Annotated in this window: 23 protein-coding genes; 19 read left to right on the top strand and 4 right to left on the bottom strand. The window is 72.6% G+C overall.

Features of this window, described 5'->3' with window-relative positions; all coding sequences use genetic code 11:
- Nucleotides 1-14: 14 nt before the first annotated feature.
- Genes CYQ11_RS17255 through ygfZ form a run of 5 tightly spaced genes read left to right on the top strand, consistent with a single transcriptional unit; the run spans nt 15 to nt 4,371 of the window.
- Nucleotides 15-1,097 (top strand): FecCD family ABC transporter permease, encoded by a 1,083-nt coding sequence (locus CYQ11_RS17255; protein ID WP_398780199.1) that lies wholly within the window; start codon nt 15-17, stop codon nt 1,095-1,097.
- Nucleotides 1,097-1,864 (top strand): ABC transporter ATP-binding protein, encoded by a 768-nt coding sequence (locus CYQ11_RS17250; protein ID WP_181143688.1) that lies wholly within the window; start codon nt 1,097-1,099, stop codon nt 1,862-1,864. The genes CYQ11_RS17255 and CYQ11_RS17250 overlap by 1 nt, the downstream gene beginning before the upstream one ends.
- A gap of 15 nt (nt 1,865-1,879) precedes the next feature.
- On the top strand, nt 1,880-2,926 hold the full coding sequence (locus CYQ11_RS17245; RefSeq protein ID WP_099199124.1) for an ABC transporter substrate-binding protein: 1,047 nt from the start codon (nt 1,880-1,882) through the stop codon (nt 2,924-2,926).
- A gap of 19 nt (nt 2,927-2,945) precedes the next feature.
- On the top strand, nt 2,946-3,383 hold the full coding sequence (locus CYQ11_RS17240; protein ID WP_099199123.1) for a Fur family transcriptional regulator: 438 nt from the start codon (nt 2,946-2,948) through the stop codon (nt 3,381-3,383).
- 10 nt (nt 3,384-3,393) lie between these two features.
- Nucleotides 3,394-4,371, top strand: coding sequence for a CAF17-like 4Fe-4S cluster assembly/insertion protein YgfZ (gene ygfZ, locus CYQ11_RS17235; RefSeq protein ID WP_099199122.1), 978 nt, complete (start codon nt 3,394-3,396; stop codon nt 4,369-4,371).
- 44 nt (nt 4,372-4,415) lie between these two features.
- Here ygfZ and dtd read toward each other — a convergent pair whose 3' ends face one another.
- Nucleotides 4,416-4,841: a D-aminoacyl-tRNA deacylase gene (gene dtd, locus CYQ11_RS17230; protein WP_099199161.1), complete on the bottom strand. Its 426-nt coding sequence runs from the start codon at nt 4,839-4,841 to the stop codon at nt 4,416-4,418.
- Between the two features lie 166 nt (nt 4,842-5,007).
- Here dtd and CYQ11_RS17225 point away from each other — a divergent pair, with 166 nt between their 5' ends.
- The 3 genes from CYQ11_RS17225 (at nt 5,008) to CYQ11_RS17215 (ending at nt 7,899) form a co-directional block, all read left to right on the top strand.
- Nucleotides 5,008-5,646: an RsiG family protein gene (locus CYQ11_RS17225; RefSeq protein ID WP_181143687.1), complete on the top strand. Its 639-nt coding sequence runs from the start codon at nt 5,008-5,010 to the stop codon at nt 5,644-5,646.
- A gap of 168 nt (nt 5,647-5,814) precedes the next feature.
- Nucleotides 5,815-7,059, top strand: a complete 1,245-nt coding sequence (locus tag CYQ11_RS17220; protein ID WP_099199121.1) for a GNAT family N-acetyltransferase — start codon at nt 5,815-5,817, stop codon at nt 7,057-7,059.
- A 246-nt stretch (nt 7,060-7,305) separates the two neighbouring features.
- Nucleotides 7,306-7,899 (top strand): NADPH-dependent FMN reductase, encoded by a 594-nt coding sequence (locus tag CYQ11_RS17215; protein ID WP_099199120.1) that lies wholly within the window; start codon nt 7,306-7,308, stop codon nt 7,897-7,899.
- A 123-nt stretch (nt 7,900-8,022) separates the two neighbouring features.
- On the opposite strand, the gene sigJ is transcribed toward CYQ11_RS17215, so the two are convergent.
- Nucleotides 8,023-8,907: an RNA polymerase sigma factor SigJ gene (sigJ, locus tag CYQ11_RS17210; RefSeq protein ID WP_099199119.1), complete on the bottom strand. Its 885-nt coding sequence runs from the start codon at nt 8,905-8,907 to the stop codon at nt 8,023-8,025.
- Between the two features lie 108 nt (nt 8,908-9,015).
- Between sigJ and CYQ11_RS17205 the strand changes: the two genes are divergently transcribed.
- From CYQ11_RS17205 to CYQ11_RS17175, 7 genes are all read left to right on the top strand, one after another.
- Nucleotides 9,016-9,777: an SDR family oxidoreductase gene (locus CYQ11_RS17205; protein ID WP_099199118.1), complete on the top strand. Its 762-nt coding sequence runs from the start codon at nt 9,016-9,018 to the stop codon at nt 9,775-9,777.
- Nucleotides 9,778-9,808: 31 nt separating this feature from the next.
- Nucleotides 9,809-10,147, top strand: coding sequence for a hypothetical protein (locus CYQ11_RS17200; RefSeq protein ID WP_099199117.1), 339 nt, complete (start codon nt 9,809-9,811; stop codon nt 10,145-10,147).
- A complete protein-coding gene (locus tag CYQ11_RS17195) occupies nt 10,144-10,725 on the top strand; it encodes a hypothetical protein (protein ID WP_099199116.1) in 582 nt (193 codons plus the stop codon). Before CYQ11_RS17200 ends, CYQ11_RS17195 begins: the two co-directional genes overlap by 4 nt.
- 74 nt (nt 10,726-10,799) lie before the next feature.
- The gene (locus CYQ11_RS17190) at nt 10,800-11,219 is read left to right on the top strand and encodes an ATP-binding protein (RefSeq protein ID WP_099199115.1); all 420 of its coding nucleotides are present in this window, start codon (nt 10,800-10,802) and stop codon (nt 11,217-11,219) included.
- A 94-nt stretch (nt 11,220-11,313) separates the two neighbouring features.
- Nucleotides 11,314-11,709 carry a helix-turn-helix domain-containing protein gene (locus CYQ11_RS17185; protein WP_099199114.1) on the top strand — a complete coding sequence of 132 codons (396 nt, stop codon included), beginning with the start codon at nt 11,314-11,316 and terminating at the stop codon, nt 11,707-11,709.
- Between the two features lie 18 nt (nt 11,710-11,727).
- Nucleotides 11,728-12,330 carry a hypothetical protein gene (locus tag CYQ11_RS17180; RefSeq protein ID WP_099199113.1) on the top strand — a complete coding sequence of 201 codons (603 nt, stop codon included), beginning with the start codon at nt 11,728-11,730 and terminating at the stop codon, nt 12,328-12,330.
- A 129-nt stretch (nt 12,331-12,459) separates the two neighbouring features.
- Nucleotides 12,460-12,804 (top strand): DUF2516 family protein, encoded by a 345-nt coding sequence (locus CYQ11_RS17175; protein WP_099199160.1) that lies wholly within the window; start codon nt 12,460-12,462, stop codon nt 12,802-12,804.
- Nucleotides 12,805-12,847: 43 nt separating this feature from the next.
- Here CYQ11_RS17175 and CYQ11_RS17170 read toward each other — a convergent pair whose 3' ends face one another.
- Nucleotides 12,848-14,113 carry a PP2C family protein-serine/threonine phosphatase gene (locus CYQ11_RS17170; protein ID WP_099199112.1) on the bottom strand — a complete coding sequence of 422 codons (1,266 nt, stop codon included), beginning with the start codon at nt 14,111-14,113 and terminating at the stop codon, nt 12,848-12,850.
- Nucleotides 14,114-14,447: 334 nt separating this feature from the next.
- Nucleotides 14,448-15,581, bottom strand: coding sequence for a C40 family peptidase (locus tag CYQ11_RS17165; protein ID WP_099199111.1), 1,134 nt, complete (start codon nt 15,579-15,581; stop codon nt 14,448-14,450).
- Between the two features lie 417 nt (nt 15,582-15,998).
- Between CYQ11_RS17165 and pstS the strand changes: the two genes are divergently transcribed.
- From pstS to pstB, 4 genes are all read left to right on the top strand, one after another.
- On the top strand, nt 15,999-17,132 hold the full coding sequence (gene pstS / locus CYQ11_RS17160) for a phosphate ABC transporter substrate-binding protein PstS (protein WP_099199110.1): 1,134 nt from the start codon (nt 15,999-16,001) through the stop codon (nt 17,130-17,132).
- A gap of 127 nt (nt 17,133-17,259) precedes the next feature.
- On the top strand, nt 17,260-18,255 hold the full coding sequence (pstC, locus tag CYQ11_RS17155; protein WP_099199109.1) for a phosphate ABC transporter permease subunit PstC: 996 nt from the start codon (nt 17,260-17,262) through the stop codon (nt 18,253-18,255).
- Nucleotides 18,252-19,331, top strand: a complete 1,080-nt coding sequence (gene pstA, locus CYQ11_RS17150) for a phosphate ABC transporter permease PstA (protein ID WP_099199108.1) — start codon at nt 18,252-18,254, stop codon at nt 19,329-19,331. Before pstC ends, pstA begins: the two co-directional genes overlap by 4 nt.
- Before the next feature lie 32 nt (nt 19,332-19,363).
- Nucleotides 19,364-20,143: a phosphate ABC transporter ATP-binding protein PstB gene (gene pstB / locus CYQ11_RS17145; RefSeq protein ID WP_099199107.1), complete on the top strand. Its 780-nt coding sequence runs from the start codon at nt 19,364-19,366 to the stop codon at nt 20,141-20,143.
- Nucleotides 20,144-20,216 lie beyond the last annotated feature (73 nt).

Raw genomic sequence — 20,216 nt, 5'->3', positions numbered from 1 at the left:
CAGATTTCGCGGCCGTGAGCCGGAGGACGCCGGGCTCCGCGCCGGGCCCCGGCACACCCTCCGGCAGGCTCTCCCTGCCCCCGCTCCTGGCCGGCCTCACGGCCGCCCTCCTCCTCTCGCTGCTGTGCTGCGTGGCGCTCGGCTCATCCGGCGTCGGCTGGGGCGAGACGCTGCGCTACCTCCGGGCGGGACTGACGGGCGGGACCATCGCGCCCGACGAGGTCTCCGCCTACACGATCGTCTGGGAGCTGCGTCTCCCGCGCGCCCTGCTGGCCGCCGTGGTCGGCGCCGGGCTGTCCGCCCTCGGCGTGGCCACCCAGGCCATGGTCCGCAACGCCCTCGCCGACCCCTTCGTCCTCGGCATCTCCTCCGGTGCCGCCGTCGGCGCCAACGCCGTCCTGCTCTTCGGGGCGCTCGGCTCGCTCGGCGTCTGGGCGCTCTCCAGCGCCGCCTTCGCCTCCGCCCTCGCCGCCATGACCCTCGTCTACGCGGCGGCGCGCACCGAGCGGGGGCTCACCCCGCTGCGGCTGGTGCTGACCGGGAGCGCCATGTACTACGGCTTCTCGGCCGTCACCACCCTGATGGTCTTCAGCGCCGACCGCGGCGAAGCGGCCCGCTCGGCCATGATGTGGCTGCTCGGCAGCCTCGGGGGCGCCACCTGGGCGTCCGTGCCGATCGCCGCCGGCGTCGTGCTCGCCGGGCTCGGCGCTCTGCTGTGGTCGGCGCGGAGCCTGAACGCGCTGGCGATGGGCGACGAGACCGCCACCGCGCTCGGTGTGGACCCGGAGCGCACGCGCCGGGTGCTGTTCGTCGTCACGGCGGCCGTCACGGGGGCCGTCGTCGCGGTCAGCGGGGCGATCGGCTTCGTCGGACTGATGGTCCCGCACGCCACCCGGATGCTCGTCGGCGCCGACCACCGCCGGCTGCTGGCCGTGGCGCCGCTGCTCGGGGCGGTCCTGCTCGTGTGGGTGGACGTCGTCTCGCGGCTGCTGCTGGCGCCGGTGGAACTCCCGGTGGGCGTGATCACGGCGCTGATCGGGGTGCCGTGCTTCGTCCTGCTGATGCGGCGGCGCGGCTACGTCTTCGGGGGTGCCTGATGCGGCTGGACGTCGAGGGCCTGACGGTCGACATCGGCGGCGCCCGGCTGGTGGAGGACATCGCGCTGCGGGCGGGGAGCGGGCGGTTCGTGGGCGTGGTGGGACCCAACGGCAGCGGCAAGTCCACCCTGCTGCGCTGCGTCTACCGCGCGCTGCGGCCGGTCGCCGGGCGCGTGCTGCTGGACGGCGAGGACCTGCGGGGGCTGAGCGCCCGCGAGGGGGCGCGCCGGATCGCGGCGCTGCCGCAGGAGTCGGCCGGCGAGTTCGACTTCACGGCCGCCGAGGTCGTGGCCATGGGCCGGCTTCCGCACCAGAGCGCGGCGGGGCGGACCACGGCCGCCGACACCGAGGCGTGCGCGACGGCCCTGACGCGGGTGGGCGCGGCGCACCTCGCCGGACGGGGCTTCCTGACCCTGTCCGGCGGCGAGAAGCAGCGGGTGCTGATCGCCCGGGCGCTGGCCCAGCAGCCGAAGGTGCTGGTGCTCGACGAGCCGACGAACCACCTGGACATCGCCCAGCAGCTGGAGGTCCTGTCGCTGGTCCGGGACTCGGGCCTGACGGTGCTCGCCGCGCTCCACGACCTCAACCTCGCCGCCACCCACTGCGACGAGCTGTACGTCGTGGCGGGCGGCCGCGTCGTGGCCTCGGGCCCCCCACACTCCGTGCTGACCGCCGAGCTGCTCGCCGAGGTCTTCGGCGTCCGCGCGCACCGGGTGCCCCACCCGGCCTCCGGCGCCCCGCAGCTGCTCTTCGACCGCCTCCCGTAAGGACATCCACGCCCCATGCGCACCTCCCGCATCGCCCTCGCTCTTCTCGCGGCCGTCACCCTGACGAGCTGCGGCGCGAAGGTTTCGGACGCTCCCGACGACAAACAAGGCGGCGGCCAGGGCGGCACGCAACAGGCCGGCGGCCACTATCCCGTGACCGTCGAGAACTGCGGGGTGAAGAAGACGTTCGACAAGGCGCCGCGGCGCGTGGTCACCAACGACGTGAACATGGCCGAGATCATGTTCGCGCTCGGCCTGGAGGACCACATGGCCGGCTACGTGGCCCCCGACTACCGCACCAGCCGGGACGACAAGGGGGAGGCGCCCTGGAAGTCCGGCTACGACAAGGTGAAGTGGCTGTCCAAGAAGGAGATCAACAAGGAGCTCGTCCTGGAGGCGAAGGCGGACCTCGTCTTCGCCGGCTGGAACTACGGCTTCGGCGAGGGCGCCGGCTTCACCCCCGACGCCCTGAAGAAGGTCGGCGTGGACTCGTACGTCCTCACCGAGTCCTGCCGCAACGGCGCGACGGGCGGCTCACGCGGCGTGATGCCGCCGCTGGAGGCGCTCTACACCGACCTGGAGAACCTGGGGAAGGTCTTCGACGCCGAGGACCGGGCGCGCGAGCTCGTCGCCGGCTTCAAGAAGCAGGTCGCCGACGCCCGGGCGAGGGTGCCGGGCGGCGGCAGGGCGCCCCGGGTGTTCCTCTACGACGACGGCAGGGACAAGCCCCTGACGTCGGGCGCGTACGCGGGGCCGCACGACATCATCACCAAGGCCGGCGGCGACCACGTCATGAAGGACCTGAAGGACTCGTGGGTGCCGGTCGGCTGGGAGACCGTCGTGGCCCGCGACCCCGAGGTCATCGTGATCAACAACTACGGGGACGTGAGCGCGGCGGAGAAGAAGAAGTTCCTCATGTCCTACCCGCCCCTGGCGGGCGTCTCGGCCGTCAAGAACGACCGCGTCTTCGTGCTCGACTACGTCGACCTCGTCGAGAGCCCCCGCAATCCGGCGGCCGTCGCCGCGCTCGCCGGGTACCTGAACGGGGTACGCGAGGGCTGACCCTGCCTAGACTGGGAGCGTGGTGGACACCGACTGGCAGAGCGACCTCCGTAAGCGCGGCTACCGGCTGACCCCGCAGCGCCAGCTCGTCCTGGAGGCGGTGGACCGTCTCGAGCACGCGACACCGGACGACATCCTCACCGAGGTCCGCAAGACCGCGGGCGGGGTGAACATCTCGACGGTCTACCGGACGCTGGAGCTGCTGGAGGAGCTGGGCCTGGTCAGCCATGCCCATCTCGGGCACGGCGCCCCCACCTACCACCTGGCCGACCGGCACCACCACATACACCTCGTCTGCCGGGACTGCACGGCCGTCATCGAGGCGGACCTGTCGGTGGCCGCCGACTTCACCGAGAAGCTGCGCTCGACCTTCGGGTTCGAGACGGACATGAAGCACTTCGCGATCTTCGGCCAGTGCGCCAAGTGCTCCTCGAAGGCGCCGTCCGGGGCGCCGTAGGCTGGTCGGCATGCGTCCATCGAAAAGCCCCCTGCTGTCGCTGCCCGGCGCCGTCCCCGCCGAGGGCCCCGACGAAGGCGTCGCCGCCCACTACGGCGACCTCTTCCGCGAGCAGCGGCTGCTCGCCGACGGGACCGGCTTCGTCGACCTCTCGCACCGGGGCGTCGTCACCGTCACCGGCCCCGACCGGCTGAGCTGGCTGCACCTGCTGCTCACCCAGCACGTGAGCGACCTGCCGGCCGGACAGGCCACCGAGGCCCTGATCCTCTCCCCGCACGGCCACATCGAACACGCCCTGTACCTGGTGGACGACGGGGAGACGACCTGGGCCCACGTGGAGCCCGGCACCCAGGAGGCGCTGATCGCCTACCTGGAGAGCATGAAGTTCTTCTACAAGGTCGAGGTCGCCGACCGCACGGACGACGTCGCGGTGACCTTCCTCCCCGCGGGCTCCATCGTCCCGGCGCCGCAGGACGTGGCCGTGCGCGAGACGCCGTACGGACGCGACCTGTTCCTGCCGCGCGAGCGGCTGACGGAGTTCGCCGCGGAGCACGGCCCGGCGGCGGGCGCGCTGGCCTACGAGGCGCTGCGCGTCGAGGGGCACCGCCCGCGGCTCGGCCTGGAGACCGACCACCGCACCATCCCGCACGAGCTGGGCCTGATCGGCGTGGCGGTCCACCTCCAGAAGGGCTGCTACCGCGGCCAGGAGACCGTCGCCCGCGTCCACAACCTGGGGAAGCCGCCGCGCCGGCTGGTCTTCCTCCACCTCGACGGCAGCGAGGTCGCCCTGCCGGCCCACGGCGCCCCGGTCCGCCTGGCCTCGGACGGCCCGGAAGGCCGCCAGCTGGGCTTCGTGACGACGTCGGCGCGCCACCACGAGCTGGGCCCGATCGCCCTGGCGCTGGTGAAGCGGAACGTGCCGGTGGACGCCGCGCTGTTGGTGGGCGAGGCCACGGCCGCGGCGCAGGAGGTCGTCGTCGAGCCGTGACGGCCGCCCCCTTTTGAGGGCGTCCCCGCCGGCTCCGTACGGCCTCAGACCTCCAGCAGCACCGTGAACGGCCCGTTGTTCGTCAGCGACACCTTCATGTCCGCGCCGAAGCGCCCCGTCTCCACCCGTGCCCCCAGGGCGCGCAGCGCGGCCACGACCTCGTCGACGAGCGGCTCCGCCACGGCGCCCGGCGCGGCGGCGTTCCACGTGGGACGCCGCCCCTTGCGCGCGTCACCGTAGAGGGTGAACTGGGAGATCACCAGCAGCGGCGCGCCCACGTCGGAACAGGACTTCTCCTCCTCCAGCACGCGCAGGGACCACAGCTTGCGCGCCAGCTGCGCGGCCTTCTGCGGGGTGTCGTCGTGCGTCACGCCGACGAGCACGCACAGGCCCTCGCCGATGATCTCGCCGACCACCCGGCCGTCCACGGCGACGCTCGCCCCGTCCACCCTCTGCACCACAGCTCGCATGCGGACCATGATGCCCTGCGTCCGTACAGCGTCCCCGGAGAGGGCCGTTCGGGTGGAGAGGCCCTGCGCCGGGGGCGCACTCGGTGGCACGATGCGTGCAGGCGGTGCTTTATGCGGGCAACGGCTAGATGATCCGGCCGCACACCGCCCGAGGGGACGGAACCGCATGACCACACCCACCGAGGAAGGCCCCGTGCTCAAGGCGGCGGAGCGCACGCGCAAGGACCTCAAGAGCTTCAAGGACCTCAAGGCAGTGGACAGCTTGCACGCCAGACCCCCGAGCCAGCGTTCCGGGCCGCTGGCGGACGTCCCCGGTCGGGCGCTGAACGAGCTGGGCCTGGAGGACCTGCGCACGCTGCGCCGGGAGTCCCGGCGGGAGGAGGCGGACCTCAGCTACGTGCGGCGGCTCCTGCAGGGCCGCATCGACATCCTGCGGGCCGAGCTGGCCCGCCGTGCGGCGCCGGCCGGGCCGGCCGTGGAGCGGCTGCTGGTGGACCGGCTGTCGGAGATCCTCGCGGACGGCCCCCCGGCGCACCGGTCCTCCGCCCGCCACGTGACCCTGGGGACCCCCCACGGCGAGGAGTACCGGCGGCTGGCCGAGGACATGCTCGCGGAGGTCCGGCTGTCGGACACGGCCGCCCGGACGGACCAGGAGCTGCGGGACGGCATGGCCCGTCTGGTGGCGTACGAACGCCAGGTCTCGGTCCGCCGCCGGGGGCTCCAGCGGATGACCGACGACTGCGGTGCGGAGATGACACGCCGGTACCGCGAAGGGGAAGCGCGAGTGGACGACCTGCTCGCGTGACGCCGGCGGGACCGGGCACCGACGGGATCACCGGGGGCGGCCCCGCCCCCGGCCACCCGGTGCGGCGGCGAAGGGCCGCGAAGGGGCGGTGTGCGCACGCGGCAGGCGCGCGTGTGCCCGCACGAAAACGCGGTGCGCACGCCCCCGGGCGACGCCTAGCGTGCTGACATGAGCCTTGAGATCCGTCCCGTCGGCGAGACCGAAGTGCCCGACTGGGTGCGTGCGATGCGCACCGGCTTCCTCGTTCCGCCCGTGGCGCCCAAGGACGAGGTCGAGATACGCCGCGCGGGCATGGACCTGGCCCGTACGCAGGGGGCTTTCGACGACGGCCGCTGCGTCGGCACGTTCCGCAGCTTCACCCAGCGGCTCACCGTGCCGGGCGGCACGGCCGTGACCGCCAACGCCGTCACCAACGTCACCGTCACGCCGACGCACCGCCGGCGCGGGCTGCTCGGGCGCATGATGGGCAACGCCCTGCGGGCCGCCAGGGAGCGGGGGGACGCCGCCGCCACGCTGTTGTCCGCCGAGTACCCGATCTACGGCCGCTTCGGCTTCGGGCCGGCCAGCCGGGTCACCCGGTGGGAGGTGCAGGTCACCCGCGCCGGCCTCGACCCGCACTACGCGGGCCCGGCGGACGGCGGCCGTGTCGACTTCGCCGACGGCGGCACAGTGCGGCAGCTGGCCCCCGCGCTGCACGAGCGGCTGCGCGCCCGGCAGCACGGCGCCGTCGACCGCACGGAGCGCTGGTGGCGGATGGCCACGGGCGACATGCCTCAGCTCGGCCCGCAGGCCTGGACCGAACCCTTCTACGCCCTCTACCGCTCCCCCGCCGGCAGCGTCGACGGCCTCCTGACGTACACCGCGGACGCGGTGTGGGAAGCCAAGCTGCCCATGAACACCGCCACCGTGCGCGACCTGATCGCGGTCTCACCCGAGGCCGAACGCGCCCTGTGGCACTTCCTGTTCTCGATCGACTGGATCACCAGGGTCGACACCGGCCTCCGCGCCCCCGACGACGTCCTTCCGCTGCTGCTGCCCGACCCGCGAGCGGCCAGGGTCACGACGGACGCCGACTACATGTGGCTGCGCCCGCTCGACGTACCGGCGTTGCTGGAAGCCCGTACGTACGCCTGCCCCGGCTCGCTCGTCCTCGACGTCACCGACCCGGACGGCCTCTCCGGCGGGCGGTTCGCGCTGGAGGCCGGGCCGGACGGCGCGAGCTGCGTGCCCACGTCGCGGCCGGCGGAACTGTCCCTGGGCGTGGGCGAGCTGGGGGCCCTGTGCCTCGGCGACGAGTCCGCGGTGCGGCTCGCGGCCCTCGGCCGCGTCCGGGAGGACCGGCCCGGCGCGGCCGCCCGCGCGGAGCTGATGCTGCGCACGGCGCGGCGGCCGTGGTGCCCGGACATGTTCTGACGTACGCGCGCGTGGCGGGCGGGACGTTCCGCGGCCGTGCCCCGCGTGACGGGACGGGGGCGTGTTCCGCGTCACTGTGCGGTTCCGTCCCTGGAATCGCTTGACCTCAAGTTCGCTTGAGGTTGGAGGGTTGTCCTCAAGGGGGCTCGCGGGGCCGGCGGCGACAAGCCGCCGTCCCCCGGGATTCCACCCGCCCCCTCCCGCCTCCCGCGTTCACCGCGCCTTCGCCCGGAAGAGGATGCCGCCATGCCCGACAGCACCTACCGCCTCGCCGTCATCGTCGCCTCGACCCGCGCCGGCCGCTTCGGCCCCACGGTCGCCAACTGGCTGGCCCGGCAGACCGCGCAGCGCGACGACATAGAGGTCGACGTCATCGACTTGGCCGACCACCCGCTGCCGGTGCACCTCACGAGGGAGCCCGGTCCCGAGGACGCCGCCGCCCTCGCCGCCGTGACGCCGCGGCTCGCGGCGGCCGACGCCTTCGTCGTCGTCACCCCCGAGTACAACCACAGTTACCCGGCCTCCGTGAAGAACCTCATCGACTGGCACTACACCCAGTGGCAGGCCAAGCCCGTCGCGTTCGTCTCCTACGGCGGACTGTCCGGCGGTCTGCGCGCCGTCGAGCACCTGCGGCCGGTCTTCGCCGAACTGCACGCCGTCACCATCCGCGAGACGGTCAGCTTCCACAGCCCGTGGGGCAAGCTGGACGACACCGGCAGCCACCTCGACGAGGAGGCCGGCGCGGCCGCCCAGGCCGCCGCCAAGGTGATGCTCGACCAGCTGTCCTGGTGGGCCGTGTCCCTGCGGGAGGCCCGCGCGGCCCGCCCGTACGGCAACTGACCATCCCTCAGCGGCGGCGGGTGGAAGCCGGAGGAGGACAGGCGAAGCAGGCCCCGGCCCGTCTCAAGGGCCGGGGCCGCCGTGTCGACGCAGCGGCGTGGCGGTCCGGGCCGGGGCGGGGTGTCAGGAGCCGAGGTCCGGGAGGCTCAGCCGGCCCAGGCGCTCGGGGTCGGCGATCACGTCGATGGCGACGACCCGGCCGTCCGTGACGGCGAAGGCCATGACGGACAGCGGCCGCCCGTTCGCCGCGACGACGACGCCGGCGGTCCCGTTGACGAGCGCCGGCCGTACGAACGGCAGGAACCGCGTGAAGGTGACGGCCTGCGCCGCCACGTTGCGGGCGCCGCGCACCACGGTGGTGTGGCGGGCGCGCGCGACACCGCCGTCGGCCCGCAGGACGACGTCGGGGTGCAGCACGGAGACGAGCGCTTCGAGGTCGCCGTCGCGCGCGGCGGCGAAGAACGCCTCGACGGCCGCACGCTGACGCGCGGGGTCGGGGTCGGGGGCCGGGGCCTGCCCCTGCACGCGGCGGCGGGCGCGGCTGGCGAGCTGCCGCGTGGCGGCCGGGGTCCGCTCGATCAGCGGGGCGATCTCGTCGAACGGCACGGCGAACATGTCGTGGAGGACGAACGCGAGCCGCTCGGCCGGCGCCAGCGACTCGAGCACCACCAGCAGCGCCAGCCCGACCGCATCGGCGTGCAGCACCTCCTGCTCGGGATCGGTCGCGTCCTCCCGGCTGACGACCGGGTCGGGTATGTACGCCTCAAGGGGATCCTCACGCCGGGTCGCTCGCGAGCGCAGCATGTTGAGGCACACCCGCCCCACCACGGTGGTCAGCCATCCCCCGAGGTTCCCGACCTCTGCGGGGACGGAGCGGTCGAAACGCAGCCAGGTCTCCTGGACGGCGTCCTCGGCCTCGCTGAGCGAGCCGAGCATCCGGTAGGCCACCGCCCTCAGCCGGGGCCGGTGCTCCTCGAAACCCTCCAGCAACCGGGCACTGTCTTCCACGGTGTCACATTCCTTTCTCGCGGCGGGTCATAGGAGTAGATCACCGGAAGAGCCGGTGTGACCGGGAGGCCGACTCCCGGACCGAACCGAAGCGAACGTGGAGAAGCCATGACGTCACCCATCCTGGTCACCGGCGGCACGGGCACGCTGGGCGGCCACGTCGTCCCCCTCCTGCGCGCGGCGGGCCGTGACGTGCGCGTGCTCAGCCGGCACGCCCGCGAGCCGGAGGAGGGCGTCGCGTACGTGACCGGCGACCTGCTCAAGGACGAGGGCGTCGAGGCCGCGGTGGCGGGGTCGGAGATCGTCCTGCACCTGGCGGGCGGCCCCAAGGGCGACGACGTGGCGACCCGGAACCTGGTGCGGGCGGCCTCGCGCGCGGGGGTGCGGCACCTGGTGTACATCTCGGTCATCGGCGCGGACACGGTCCCGCTGGGCTACTTCGCGGCCAAGCTGGGCGCGGAGCGGGCCGTGGCGGAGTCCGGGCTGCCGTGGACGACGCTGCGTGCCGCCCAGTTCCACGACCTGGTCCTGAAGGTGGTGCGGACGATGGCGAAGCTGCCGGTGATCCCGGCCCCGGGCGGGGTGCGGATGCAGCCGGTCGACGCGCGGGAGGTGGCGGCCCGGCTGGTGGAACTGACGCTGGGCGACCCGGCGGGCCTCGTACCCGACCTGGCCGGCCCCAAGGTCTACCCGATGGCCGAACTGGCCCACGGCTACCTCCGGACGCAGGGCAAGCGCCGCCCGACCCTCCCGCTCCGGATGCCGGGCAAGGCCGGCCGCGCGTACCGGGCCGGCGAGAACCTGTCCCTGGAGGGGGCCGCCCTGGGCGTACGGACCTGGGAGGACTTCCTGGCGGAGCGGGTGGGCTAGGCCCCCGCCGCCGTCGGGAGATCATGGCGAGGTGACGTTCTGGATCCGTGCCTACGACGGGGAGAACGACCGCTGGTCGTTCTTCGAACTCGACGACGACGAATGGCCGCTGCGCCAGGTCGACTTCCAGGGCCCGCGGCGGCATCCGGTGACCGCTGCGTCGATGGCGGAGATCGCGGACCTCCACGCCCGCGGCGACTTCGCGGTGATGCGCGCGTACGAGCGGCGGTACGGCGTCCTCGTGGAGGGCGACATGCGCGGTTGGCAGGAGGAGGAAGAGGCCACCCGAATCGGCCTCTCCGCCTTCGAGGAGGCGTGGGCCGCCGCGCGAGAGGCCCTCGACGTGCCGCGCGCCCAGGAGACGGGGTGAGCGCGGAACACCGCCGGCGGCTGCGGGAGCGCTACCTCGCCGCTCCCGTGACGCCCGCACCCGAGCCGTGGCGGCCCGTGCTGGAGCACGGGACTCCGATCGGCGGGCTGCTGGGCATCGGCTTCGCGGTCGACCCCGGCACCGGACACGACCTGGTCATGGTCGTGTCGAGCGGCGGCCACGGGCTCTTCGACGCGGTCACCGGCGAGAAGACCGCCCGTGACCGGGACCCCGACCCAAAGACCTGCACCCCCGACGCCCACCCGGACCTCGCCTGCCCCGGCCTCGGTCCGGTCGCGGGCACACCGGTCCGCATCGCCGGCCTCTTCGGCGGCGGCCTGCACGGCACGACGGCGGACGGCTGGACCGTGGACGTGGTCAGCCCGGAGTGGCCCCGCGACCGCGTGATCCTCTCCGTGGACGGCGGGGCCCACGACGGACCGCCGGGCGGCACGTGGTGGCACCTCTTCCACTCCGACCACTCGCAACTCCGTGCCACCGGCTTCTCCCCCTCAGGACGCACCCTGGCGGTGGCCACCAGCAGCGGCCTCGCCCTGTGGACCCGTCCGGCGGTCTGACCGCCGGATCCGTGTCCGATGCCCCGGCGCCCTCGTTCTCCCCGTGGAAGCCCCCCACCCTTGAAGGACCCGCGATGCGACGAGTTCTGACGGCAGCCGCCCTCGCCACAGCCGCCCTGACGCTGGGAACGGCCCCGGCCGCCCAGGCCGCGGACCTGCCGAAGGCACTCGACCTGGGCGGGCTGACCGCGGTCGACCCCGGCAGTCTGGGCGACACGGTGGACGGGGCCGCGCGGAAGGCCACCGGCCTGGCGGGGGGCGCCGGGAGCAGGGCCGTGAAGAAGGCCGTTCCCACGGCGGGCAAGGTGAGCGGCAAGGCGGTGAAGTCGACGACGTCCGCGGCGCAGAAGGCCGCGGGCGACGTAGCCGGCTCGGCCGTGGACGTCCTGGGCGAGACGGCGGGTACCGCCACGGAGAGCGGGCTGCCGACGGACACCCTGGACGGCGGACTGCCGGCGAGGGGCCTGCCGTTGACGGGCCGGCCCGGCCGGTGAGGTCCTTCTCGGCCACAGCCGCTCGTGGCCGATAATCGCAACTATTGCAAGCACCTGCTTGCAATAGTTAGCGCGATGCGGCAGCATCCTTCCCATGGCCTCACTCAACGTCGGCAATCTCGGCGAGTACCTGCGCGAGCAGCGGCGCACCGCGCAGCTGACGCTGCGGCAGCTCGCTGACGCCGCCGGAGTGTCCAACCCGTACCTCAGCCAGATCGAGCGCGGTCTGCGCAAGCCGAGCGCCGAGATCCTCCAGCAGCTGGCCAAGGCGCTGCGGATCTCCGCCGAGACCCTGTACGTACAGGCAGGGATCCTCGACGAGCGGGACCGGGACGAGGCGGAGGTCCGCAGTGTGATCCTCGCCGACCCCTCGATCAACGAGCGGCAGAAACAGGTGCTGCTCCAGATCTACGAGTCCTTCCGCAAGGAGAACGGAATCGCGGTGGACGAGGCGGGCAAGAAGGACGACCCCAGCAAACCTTCGAGCTGATCCGGGAGAACCACCCTCATGGCCCTCACCCAAGACATCCGCAAGGCGGCCACCGACACGGGCTACGCCGTGGCCGGTGCCGCGGACCTCACGGCCGAGAAGATCGGGCAGTTCGTCACCGACGCCCCCGAGCTCATCGACCAGCTCCGCAAGACCGACCCCAAGGCCCTGGGCGCGCGGGTGACCCAGCAGGCCAAGGTGGTGCAGACGCAGGTGACCACCAAGGTGACCGCCCTCGTCGGCACCCTGGACACGGACGTGCGCAAGATCGGTCAGACGGCGCAGGACCTGGCCCTCCAGGGCGTCGGGCAGGCCGTCGGCTACGCCGCGAAGGCCGGCGAGGCGTTCGACAAGCTGTCCGAGCGCGGCCGTGAGGCCGTGAAGACCTGGCAGGGCAGGGCGGCCGAGGAGATCACCGAGATCGCCGTCGCCGTCGAGCCGGACCACGAGCAGCCGGCGGCCAAGACAGGGCAGCAGAACGCGCAGGCGGCCGACGCCAAGGACTCCAAGGACGCCAAGGCGGAGGCCGACACCGACAAGCCCGCCGCCGCCCGCCGCGGCACCACCGCCACCCGCAAGCCCGCCGCCAAGAAGGCGGACGCGAAGGGCGACGACGCGTAGGCACCGTGCGCGGCGGACAGCGCGGACAGCGCGGAAGCCGCACCGTGAGCCGGCCCGGGCACGTACCACGTGCCCGGGCCGTTCTCCCGGTACGGTGGGCAGCGACGGCACGGCGAAGAGGTGGACGGCATGCTCGTAGAAGGCTTCGGCGAAGTCATGTACTGGGTCTCGATCGGCCTGCTCGTCTTCACGCTGGTCGCGTTCATCGACGCCGCCCTGCACCGCGAGGACGCCTACCGCGCGGCCGACAAGAACACCAAGGGCTTCTGGCTGATCATCCTCGGCCTCGCCGCCGCCGTGAACCTCTTCTTCGGGATCCTGTCGTTCCTGCCGATCCTCGGCCTGATCGCCACGATCGTCTACATGGTGGACGTACGGCCCGCCCTCCGGCAGGCGTCGGGCCGCGGCGGTCGCGGACGACGCGGCGGATCGAGCTCGGACGGCCCCTACGGGCCCTACAACGGCGGGCGTTGACCCCTCCGGCCCGGCCCCGGGCGCCCCGGCCCGCCGGACCGCCTCAGCCCCGCTCCAGCAGCAGGACCGCCAAGTCGTCCGTCAGCTCCCCGCCGTTGAGCGACCGCACCTCGGTCACGGACGCGTCCAGCAGCTCCTCGCCCCGCAGCCCGTCCTTGATCTGACGGGCGACCAGGTCGACCATGCCCTCCTGGCCGAGCCGCCGCGAGCCCGTTCCGACCTTGCCCTCGATCAGGCCGTCGGTGTACATCAGCAGGCTCCAGGCGTCACCCAGCTCCACCTCGCGGTGCGGCCAGCGGGCGTCGCGCAGCAGACCCAGGGCCGGTCCGCCGTCGTCCTGGGGCAGCAGGGCGGGCGCCTGCCCGGGCCGGGCGAGCAGCGGCGCGGGGTGCCCGGCCAGGCAGAGGGCGGCGGAACGGCCGTCCGGCGCCATGTCGACGGTGCACAGCGTCGCGAAGATCTCCTCGTCGGCCCGCTCGTGCTCCAGCACCTGCTGGAGCGTGTCGAGCAGCTCGTCGCCGCACAGTCCCGCCAGCGTCAAGGCGCGCCAGGCTATCCGCAGTTCGACGCCAAGCGCCGCCTCGTCGGGGCCGTGGCCGCACACGTCACCGATCATGGCGTGAACCGTGCCGTCCGGCGTGCGGACCGTGTCGTAGAAGTCGCCGCCGAGCAGAGCGCGGCTGCGGCCCGGGCGGTAGCGGGCGGCGAAGCGCAGGTCGGAACCGGCCAGCAGCGGGTTCGGCAGCAGGCCGCGCTCGAGGCGGGCGTTCTCCTGGGCGAGCAGCCGGGTCTCGGTCAGCTGCCGCTGGGCGAAGTCGGCGCGCTTGCGCTCGACGGCGTAGCGGATGGCCCGGCTGAGGACCCGGCCGTCGAGCTCGTCGCGGAAGAGGTAGTCCTGTGCGCCCACGCGCACGGCCTCCGCCGCACGCTCGGCGTCCGCCTCGGCGGTCAGCGCGAGGACGGCGTGGTGCGGGGCGAGCCTGAGCACCTGGCGCAGGGTCTCCAGCTCGTCCATCGGGTGCCGGCCGCCCGTCACGCGGCCCACCGGGACGCCGCCCCCGCCGCACTCCAGGGGCGGCAGGGCGAGGTCGAGGAGGATGCACTGCACGTCGTCGGTGAGGAGCCGTTCCGCCTCTGTGAGGTTGCGGGCGGTCCGGATGCGCACGGGCTTGCCCGCCGCCCCCGTCATCTCGGCCATGCCGGGACCCGAGAGCGACCCTCCGGGGTCGTCCTCGATCACCAGCAGGGTCAGCCCGGCGTCGGGCAGCGCGGCGGGTGGTTCCACCGTCCTCGGCGCGGGTACGGGCATCACTTCGGTCCTTCCCTCCCCCCGAGGGCACGGCACTCTTCGACGGGCGAGTACTGAGGGTGACCCTAGCGCCAGAGCCCTGTGGAACGGAATGGTACGGAGCCACCCGCCTCTGTCATATGCCCTTGTCGCGGCGGGAGTTGACAGCCGCGCGATGACAAACATCACGTCCTGCGAACCCATGGACGGACGAGCGGATCAGGTCCGCCACCCCACCCCGCCCGACCCTATATTCGTACATTCGTTCGTAATGCTCGCTGGCAACCGAGCTCTCCGCCGGCCTCCGCCGGCCCGCCGGAGAGCGTCCCTCACGCCCGTGCGGCCGCCCGCGCCCTCACGGCCGTACGACCCCCAGGATCGGCATCGAGCCCGCCCCGGCGACCGTCACCTGCCGGCCCGGCCGCGGCGCGTGCACGATCGAGCCGCCGCCCACGTACATCCCCACGTGGCTGGCGTCGGAGAAGTAGATCACCAGGTCGCCGGGGCGCATGTCCTTGACGTCGACCTTCGGCAGCTGCCGCCACTGCTCCTGCGAGGTGCGCGGAATCGCGTGCCCCGCCGCCGCCCACGCCTTGAGGGTCAGACCGGAGCAGTCGAAGGTGTCCGGGCCCTCCGCGCCCCACACGTAGTTCTTACCGAGCTGGGCGGTGGCGAAGTCGACCGCCCGCCCGGCGTCGCCGGTGGCGGCGGAGCCCCGGCCCGCGAGGCCCTTGGCGGCGTCCGTGGCGAGCCAGCTGGCCTGCGCCTGGCGGGCCCACTCCTCCTCCAGCTGCCGCAGCCGCTCGCGCTCCTTCTCCTCCAGCTGCGCCTCAAGCTTCTTCGCGGCCTCCAGCTTGGCCTCGATCTCCTTCTTCGCGTCCTCTTTCTTCCGGCGGTCGCCCGCGAGCGTCTTCCAGCGCTCGTCGGCGGCCTTGGCGTAGCCGTCCAGCTCGGCCCGCGTGGCCGTGAGCGCGGCGAGCAGGTCGTGCGTGGCCTGCTCGCCCTTCCGGGCGAGGGTGACGCCGTTGAGGAAGGTGTCGGGCGCGCCGCTGAAGAACAGCTCGGTGTGCGGCGGCAGGCCGCCGTTGCGGTACTGGGCGCGGGCGAGCGCCCCGGCCTGCCCGCGCAGCCGGTCCAGGCGCTCCTGGGCCGTCCTCACCTGGCCGGCGATCTCGGCGATCGACTTCTCCTGGAGGCGCTGCTGCTCGCTCGCGGCGTTGTACGCGTCGGTGGCCGCCTCGGCCTTGCGGTAGAGGGTCTCGACTTCCCTGTGCACGCCTTCCAGGTCGCGGGAAGGGCCGGGGGAAGGGGGCGAGGACGGTCCCGGAGCCGGGTTCCGCGGGGGCGTCGGGTCCGCGTGGGCCACGCCCGGCGAGCCGAGCACCACCGCGCCCACGCTCACCGCGCACACCAGCGCCGTGGCGAGGGCGAGTCTCAGCTTGCCGCCCCGGCCTTCACGGGGACCACGCTCACTCGCACGCGTACGCACCGGCGCACCAGCACCGATCAGTGCACCCGCACCAGCCGGAGCTTCCGCCCCATCGACCTCACCGATCCACCCCACAGGCCACCTCCGCGACTCCGCCCCCACGCCTAACGCACCGTCACGTGAGCTTCGGATCGTGTCACGCCCTCCCACAAACCAACAGAGACCTGCGTCACACTTCCCAGGGCGCCGACTAAAAATCCGGCCGTTCGGCAAGGCCACCACCCTGACGGCCGAGGTTCACCCTCCGTTAACTCTTCCCCATCGACCGCTTCACCTGATCTGCCTAATTTCGGCCGTGGAAGGTTGCGGGGGCCACATCCAGGTGGCCCCGGGCCGACATCCTGCGGACCGCACGACCACGCACCGCACACCTCTCGCACGCCGCCCCGCGGCGGCTCCCGGAAGGAACACCCGAAAGTGAAGCTTCAGCACAAGAACCGGCTTCGCACTGTCGCCCTCGGCGCCCTCGCCGTCTCCGGCGCCCTGGTCCTCACGGCGTGCGGCTCCGACGACAACAGCGGCGGTGGCAACGGCGGCGGCAGCGGCTCGACCAAGGCCGCCGGCAACATCAAGTGCGAGGGCAAGGGTCAGCTGCTGGCCTCCGGCTCGTCCGCGCAGAAGAACGCCATGGACCTGTGGGTCAAGAACTTCATGGCGGCCTGCAAGGGCATCCAGATCAACTACAAGCCCACCGGTTCGGGCGCGGGCATCCAGGAGTTCCTCCAGGGCAAGACCGCCTTCGCGGGCTCCGACTCGGCGCTCAAGCCGGAGGAGGTCGCCAAGTCCAAGGAGGTCGTCAAGGGCGGCCAGGGCATCAACCTGCCCATGGTCGGCGGCCCCATCGCGATCGGCTACAACGTCCCGGGCGTGGACAACCTGGTCCTCGACGCCGACACCCTCGCCAAGATCTTCGACGGCAAGATCGAGAAGTGGAACGACGAGGCCATCGCCAAGCTCAACAAGGACGCGAAGCTCCCGGACCTCAAGATCCAGCCGTTCCACCGCTCCGACGAGTCGGGCACCACGGACAACTTCACCAAGTACCTCAAGGGCGCCGCGGACAAGTCCTGGCCGTATGAGCCGGCCAAGGCGTGGAAGGCCAAGGGCGGCCAGTCGGCCGACGGCTCCGCGGGCGTGTCCTCGCAGGTCAAGCAGACCTCGGGCGCCATCTCCTACTTCGAGCTGTCCTACGCCACGGCCAACTCGATCAAGACCGTGAAGCTCGACACCGGCGCCTCCGCCCCGGTCGAGGCCACCTCCGACAACGCCTCCAAGGCCATCGCCGAAGCGAAGATCGTGGGCACCGGCAAGGACCTGGCCCTGAAGCTGAACTACACCACCAAGGCCGACGGCGCCTACCCGATCACCCTGGTCACGTACGAGGTCGTGGGCGACCAGGGCAACAAGGCCGACACCCTCCCGGCGACCAAGTCCTTCCTGACCTACATCGCCAGCCAGGACGGCCAGGCCGTCCTGAAGGACCTCGGCTACGCCCCGCTGCCCGCCGAGATCGCCGCCAAGGTCCGCGAGACCGTCGCAGGCCTCTCCTGACACGGGTGCGGCCCGGCCCCGGACGTCCCACCGACGGCCGCCGGGGCCGGCCGCACCGTCCGGTGCACCGCCGCGCCAGGAGCCGCCCGCCCCGGAGGGCGACGGCTCCGCAGACCGGAGAAACCCCATGGACATAACCTCAGCCACAGCCGCCGGCCCGCCGCCGGCCCCCGAGAACGGCCGGACCGTCGCCGAGCAGGGCGGGGGAACCGCCCGCGTCGGAGACCGGATCTTCCTCGGCCTCTCCCGGGGCTCCGGCATCCTACTCCTGGTGATCATGGCCGCCATCGCGGTCTTCCTGACCATCAGGGCCGCCAGCGCCCTCTCCCACGACGAGGGCGACTTCTTCACCACGTTCGAGTGGAACGCCAACGCCACGCCGCCGGTCTTCGGCATCGCGGTGCTGGCCTTCGGCACGGTCGTCAGCTCGGTGATCGCGATGCTCCTCGCGGTGCCCGTGGCCATCGGCATCGCGCTGTTCATCTCGCACTACGCCCCGCGCCGGCTCGCCGCGCCGCTGTCGTACGTCGTCGACCTGCTCGCCGCCGTGCCGTCCATCGTCTACGGCCTGTGGGGCGCCCTGTTCCTGGTCCCGCACCTGAGCGGCCTCTACGGCTGGCTGAACGACTACTTCGGCTGGACCGGCGTCTTCGCGTACCACGACGGCGCCGCCCGCTCGCTCTTCACCATCGGCATCCTGCTGGCGATCATGATCCTGCCGATCGTCACCAGCGTCAGCCGCGAGGTCTTCCTCCAGGCCCCGAAGATGCACGAGGAGGCCGCGCTCGCGCTCGGCGCGACGCGCTGGGAAGTCATCCGGATGTCCGTCCTCCCCTTCGGCCGCTCGGGCGTCATCAGCGCCTCCATGCTGGGCCTGGGCCGCGCCCTCGGCGAGACGATGGCCGTCGCCACCGTCCTCTCCCCCAGCTTCGAGATCGGCAAGAGCCTGCTCGACCCGGGTGGCGGAACGTTCGCGCAGAACATCGCCAGCAGCTTCAAGGAGTCCGGCGAGATAGGCAAGGACGCGCTGATCGCCTCCGGCCTCGTCCTGTTCGTCCTGACCCTGCTGGTCAACGGAGCGGCCCGCCTGATCATCGCCCGCCGCAAGGAGTACACGGCATGAGCGACGTGACCACGGACAAGACGCTCGCGGCCGCCGCCCCGCAGCGGACCCCGACCCTGCGCCAGCCCCGCCTGCCGCGCTGGGCCCCCGCCGCCCTCGCGGCCGCCGCGGCCGCCGCGGGCTGCGGCATCGGCCTCGGCGCCGGACTCGACAGCCGCATCCAGTGGGGCCTGATGGCGGCCGTGCTGTACGTCGGCGGGATGTACGTCCTCGCGACCGCCGTGGAGGGCCGCCGGCAGGCCAAGGACCGCCTCGCCACCAGCCTGGTGTGGGTCTGCTTCCTGGCCGCCGTCGTCCCGCTCCTCTCCCTGGGCTGGGAGACCGTCTCGCGCGGCAGCAAGGTCCTCGACGGCGCCTTCCTCTCCCACTCCATGGGCGGGGTCCTGACCATCCAGCCCGGCGGCGGCGTCTACCACGCCATCATCGGCACGCTGGAGCAGGTCGGCATCGCCACCGCCATCGCGGCCCCCATCGGCCTGCTGACGGCGATCTACCTGGTGGAGTACGGCCGCGGCCGGCTCGCCAAGGCGGTGACCTTCTTCGTCGACGTCATGACGGGCATCCCGTCGATCGTCGCGGGTCTGTTCGTCCTCAGCTTCTGGATCCTCATGCTGGACAACGGGTACTCCGGCTTCGCCGGGTCGATGGCCCTGGCGATCCTGATGATGCCGGTGGTCGTCCGGTCCACGGAGGAGATGCTCAAGCTCGTCCCGAACGAGCTGCGCGAGGCTTCCCTGGCCCTCGGCGTGCCGAAGTGGCGCACGATCCTCAAGGTCGTCCTGCCCACGGCCATCGGCGGCATCGCCACCGGCGTGATGCTGGCCGTCGCCCGCATCGCCGGCGAGTCCGCCCCGATCGTCCTCCTGGTCTTCGGCTCCCAGCTGATCAACAACAACCCCTTCGAGGGCGCCCAGTCCTCCCTGCCGTACTACATCTACGAGCAGTGGGCGGCCGGCAACGAGGCCAGCTACGACCGCGCCTGGGCGGCGGCCCTGGTCCTCATCGCCTTCGTCATGATCCTCAACCTGGTGGCCCGCGGCATCGCCCGCTGGAAGGCCCCCAAGGCCGGTCGCTGACCGCCCGCCGTACGAAAGAAGTAGTGATCCCCATGGCCAAGCGAATCGACGTCAGCGGCCTGACTGCCTACTACGGCTCCCACAAGGCCATCGAGGACATCTCGATGACTGTGGAGCCCCGCTCCGTGACCGCCTTCATCGGCCCCTCCGGCTGCGGCAAGTCCACCTTCCTGCGCACCCTGAACCGCATGCACGAGGTCACCCCCGGCGGCCGCGTCGAGGGCAAGGTGATGCTGGACGACGAGAACCTCTACGGCGCCGGGGTCGACCCCGTCTCCGTCCGCCGCACGGTCGGCATGGTCTTCCAGCGGCCGAACCCCTTCCCGACCATGTCCATCTACGACAACGTCGCGGCCGGCATCCGCCTCAACGGCGACCGCGTCCGCAAGGCCGAGCTGGACACGATCGTGGAGAAGTCCCTCAAGGGCGCCAACCTCTGGAAGGAGGTCAAGGACCGCCTGAACAAGCCGGGCGCCGGCCTCTCCGGCGGTCAGCAGCAGCGACTGTGCATCGCTCGGGCCATCGCGGTCGAGCCGCAGGTCCTGCTGATGGACGAGCCCTGCTCGGCGCTCGACCCGATCTCCACGCTCGCCATCGAGGACCTCATCGGCGAGCTGAAGGAGCGGTTCACGATCGTCATCGTCACCCACAACATGCAGCAGGCGGCCCGCGTCTCCGACCGCACCGCCTTCTTCAACCTGGCCGGAGTGGGCCAGCCGGGCAAGCTCGTGGAGATCGACGACACGGAGCGCATCTTCTCCAACCCGTCGGTCCAGGCCACGGAGGACTACATCTCGGGCCGCTTCGGATAGGCCCCCCAAGCGGCCTTGTGGCGCTGCATGGCGGTGCCGCCGCAAGGCGAAGGGCCCGCCCCCTGTTGGTAGC

Origin of the sequence: Streptomyces cinnamoneus, from assembly GCF_002939475.1 — a bacterium.
In the GTDB taxonomy this organism is placed as follows: Bacteria; Actinomycetota; Actinomycetes; order Streptomycetales; family Streptomycetaceae; genus Streptomyces; species Streptomyces cinnamoneus_A.
Note: the sequence above shows the minus strand (reverse complement) of the source record. Positions and strands in the feature narration are given on the sequence as shown.

What these genes read in the sequence shown, in the direction of transcription:
- CYQ11_RS17225 (WP_181143687.1), top strand. Translation starts at nt 5,008, where the DNA reads ATGACCACACCCACCGAGGAAGGCCCCGTGCTCAAGGCGGCGGAGCGC.
- CYQ11_RS17170 (WP_099199112.1), bottom strand. Translation starts at nt 14,113, where the DNA reads ATGCCCGTACCCGCGCCGAGGACGGTGGAACCACCCGCCGCGCTGCCC.
- pstA (WP_099199108.1), top strand. Translation starts at nt 18,252, where the DNA reads ATGAGCGACGTGACCACGGACAAGACGCTCGCGGCCGCCGCCCCGCAG.
- CYQ11_RS17175 (WP_099199160.1), top strand. Translation starts at nt 12,460, where the DNA reads ATGCTCGTAGAAGGCTTCGGCGAAGTCATGTACTGGGTCTCGATCGGC.
- CYQ11_RS17190 (WP_099199115.1), top strand. Translation starts at nt 10,800, where the DNA reads ATGCGACGAGTTCTGACGGCAGCCGCCCTCGCCACAGCCGCCCTGACG.
- dtd (WP_099199161.1), bottom strand. Translation starts at nt 4,841, where the DNA reads ATGCGAGCTGTGGTGCAGAGGGTGGACGGGGCGAGCGTCGCCGTGGAC.
- pstB (WP_099199107.1), top strand. Translation starts at nt 19,364, where the DNA reads ATGGCCAAGCGAATCGACGTCAGCGGCCTGACTGCCTACTACGGCTCC.
- CYQ11_RS17250 (WP_181143688.1), top strand. Translation starts at nt 1,097, where the DNA reads ATGCGGCTGGACGTCGAGGGCCTGACGGTCGACATCGGCGGCGCCCGG.
- CYQ11_RS17205 (WP_099199118.1), top strand. Translation starts at nt 9,016, where the DNA reads ATGACGTCACCCATCCTGGTCACCGGCGGCACGGGCACGCTGGGCGGC.
- CYQ11_RS17185 (WP_099199114.1), top strand. Translation starts at nt 11,314, where the DNA reads ATGGCCTCACTCAACGTCGGCAATCTCGGCGAGTACCTGCGCGAGCAG.
- CYQ11_RS17215 (WP_099199120.1), top strand. Translation starts at nt 7,306, where the DNA reads ATGCCCGACAGCACCTACCGCCTCGCCGTCATCGTCGCCTCGACCCGC.
- CYQ11_RS17180 (WP_099199113.1), top strand. Translation starts at nt 11,728, where the DNA reads ATGGCCCTCACCCAAGACATCCGCAAGGCGGCCACCGACACGGGCTAC.
- CYQ11_RS17245 (WP_099199124.1), top strand. Translation starts at nt 1,880, where the DNA reads ATGCGCACCTCCCGCATCGCCCTCGCTCTTCTCGCGGCCGTCACCCTG.
- ygfZ (WP_099199122.1), top strand. Translation starts at nt 3,394, where the DNA reads ATGCGTCCATCGAAAAGCCCCCTGCTGTCGCTGCCCGGCGCCGTCCCC.
- pstC (WP_099199109.1), top strand. Translation starts at nt 17,260, where the DNA reads ATGGACATAACCTCAGCCACAGCCGCCGGCCCGCCGCCGGCCCCCGAG.
- CYQ11_RS17220 (WP_099199121.1), top strand. Translation starts at nt 5,815, where the DNA reads ATGAGCCTTGAGATCCGTCCCGTCGGCGAGACCGAAGTGCCCGACTGG.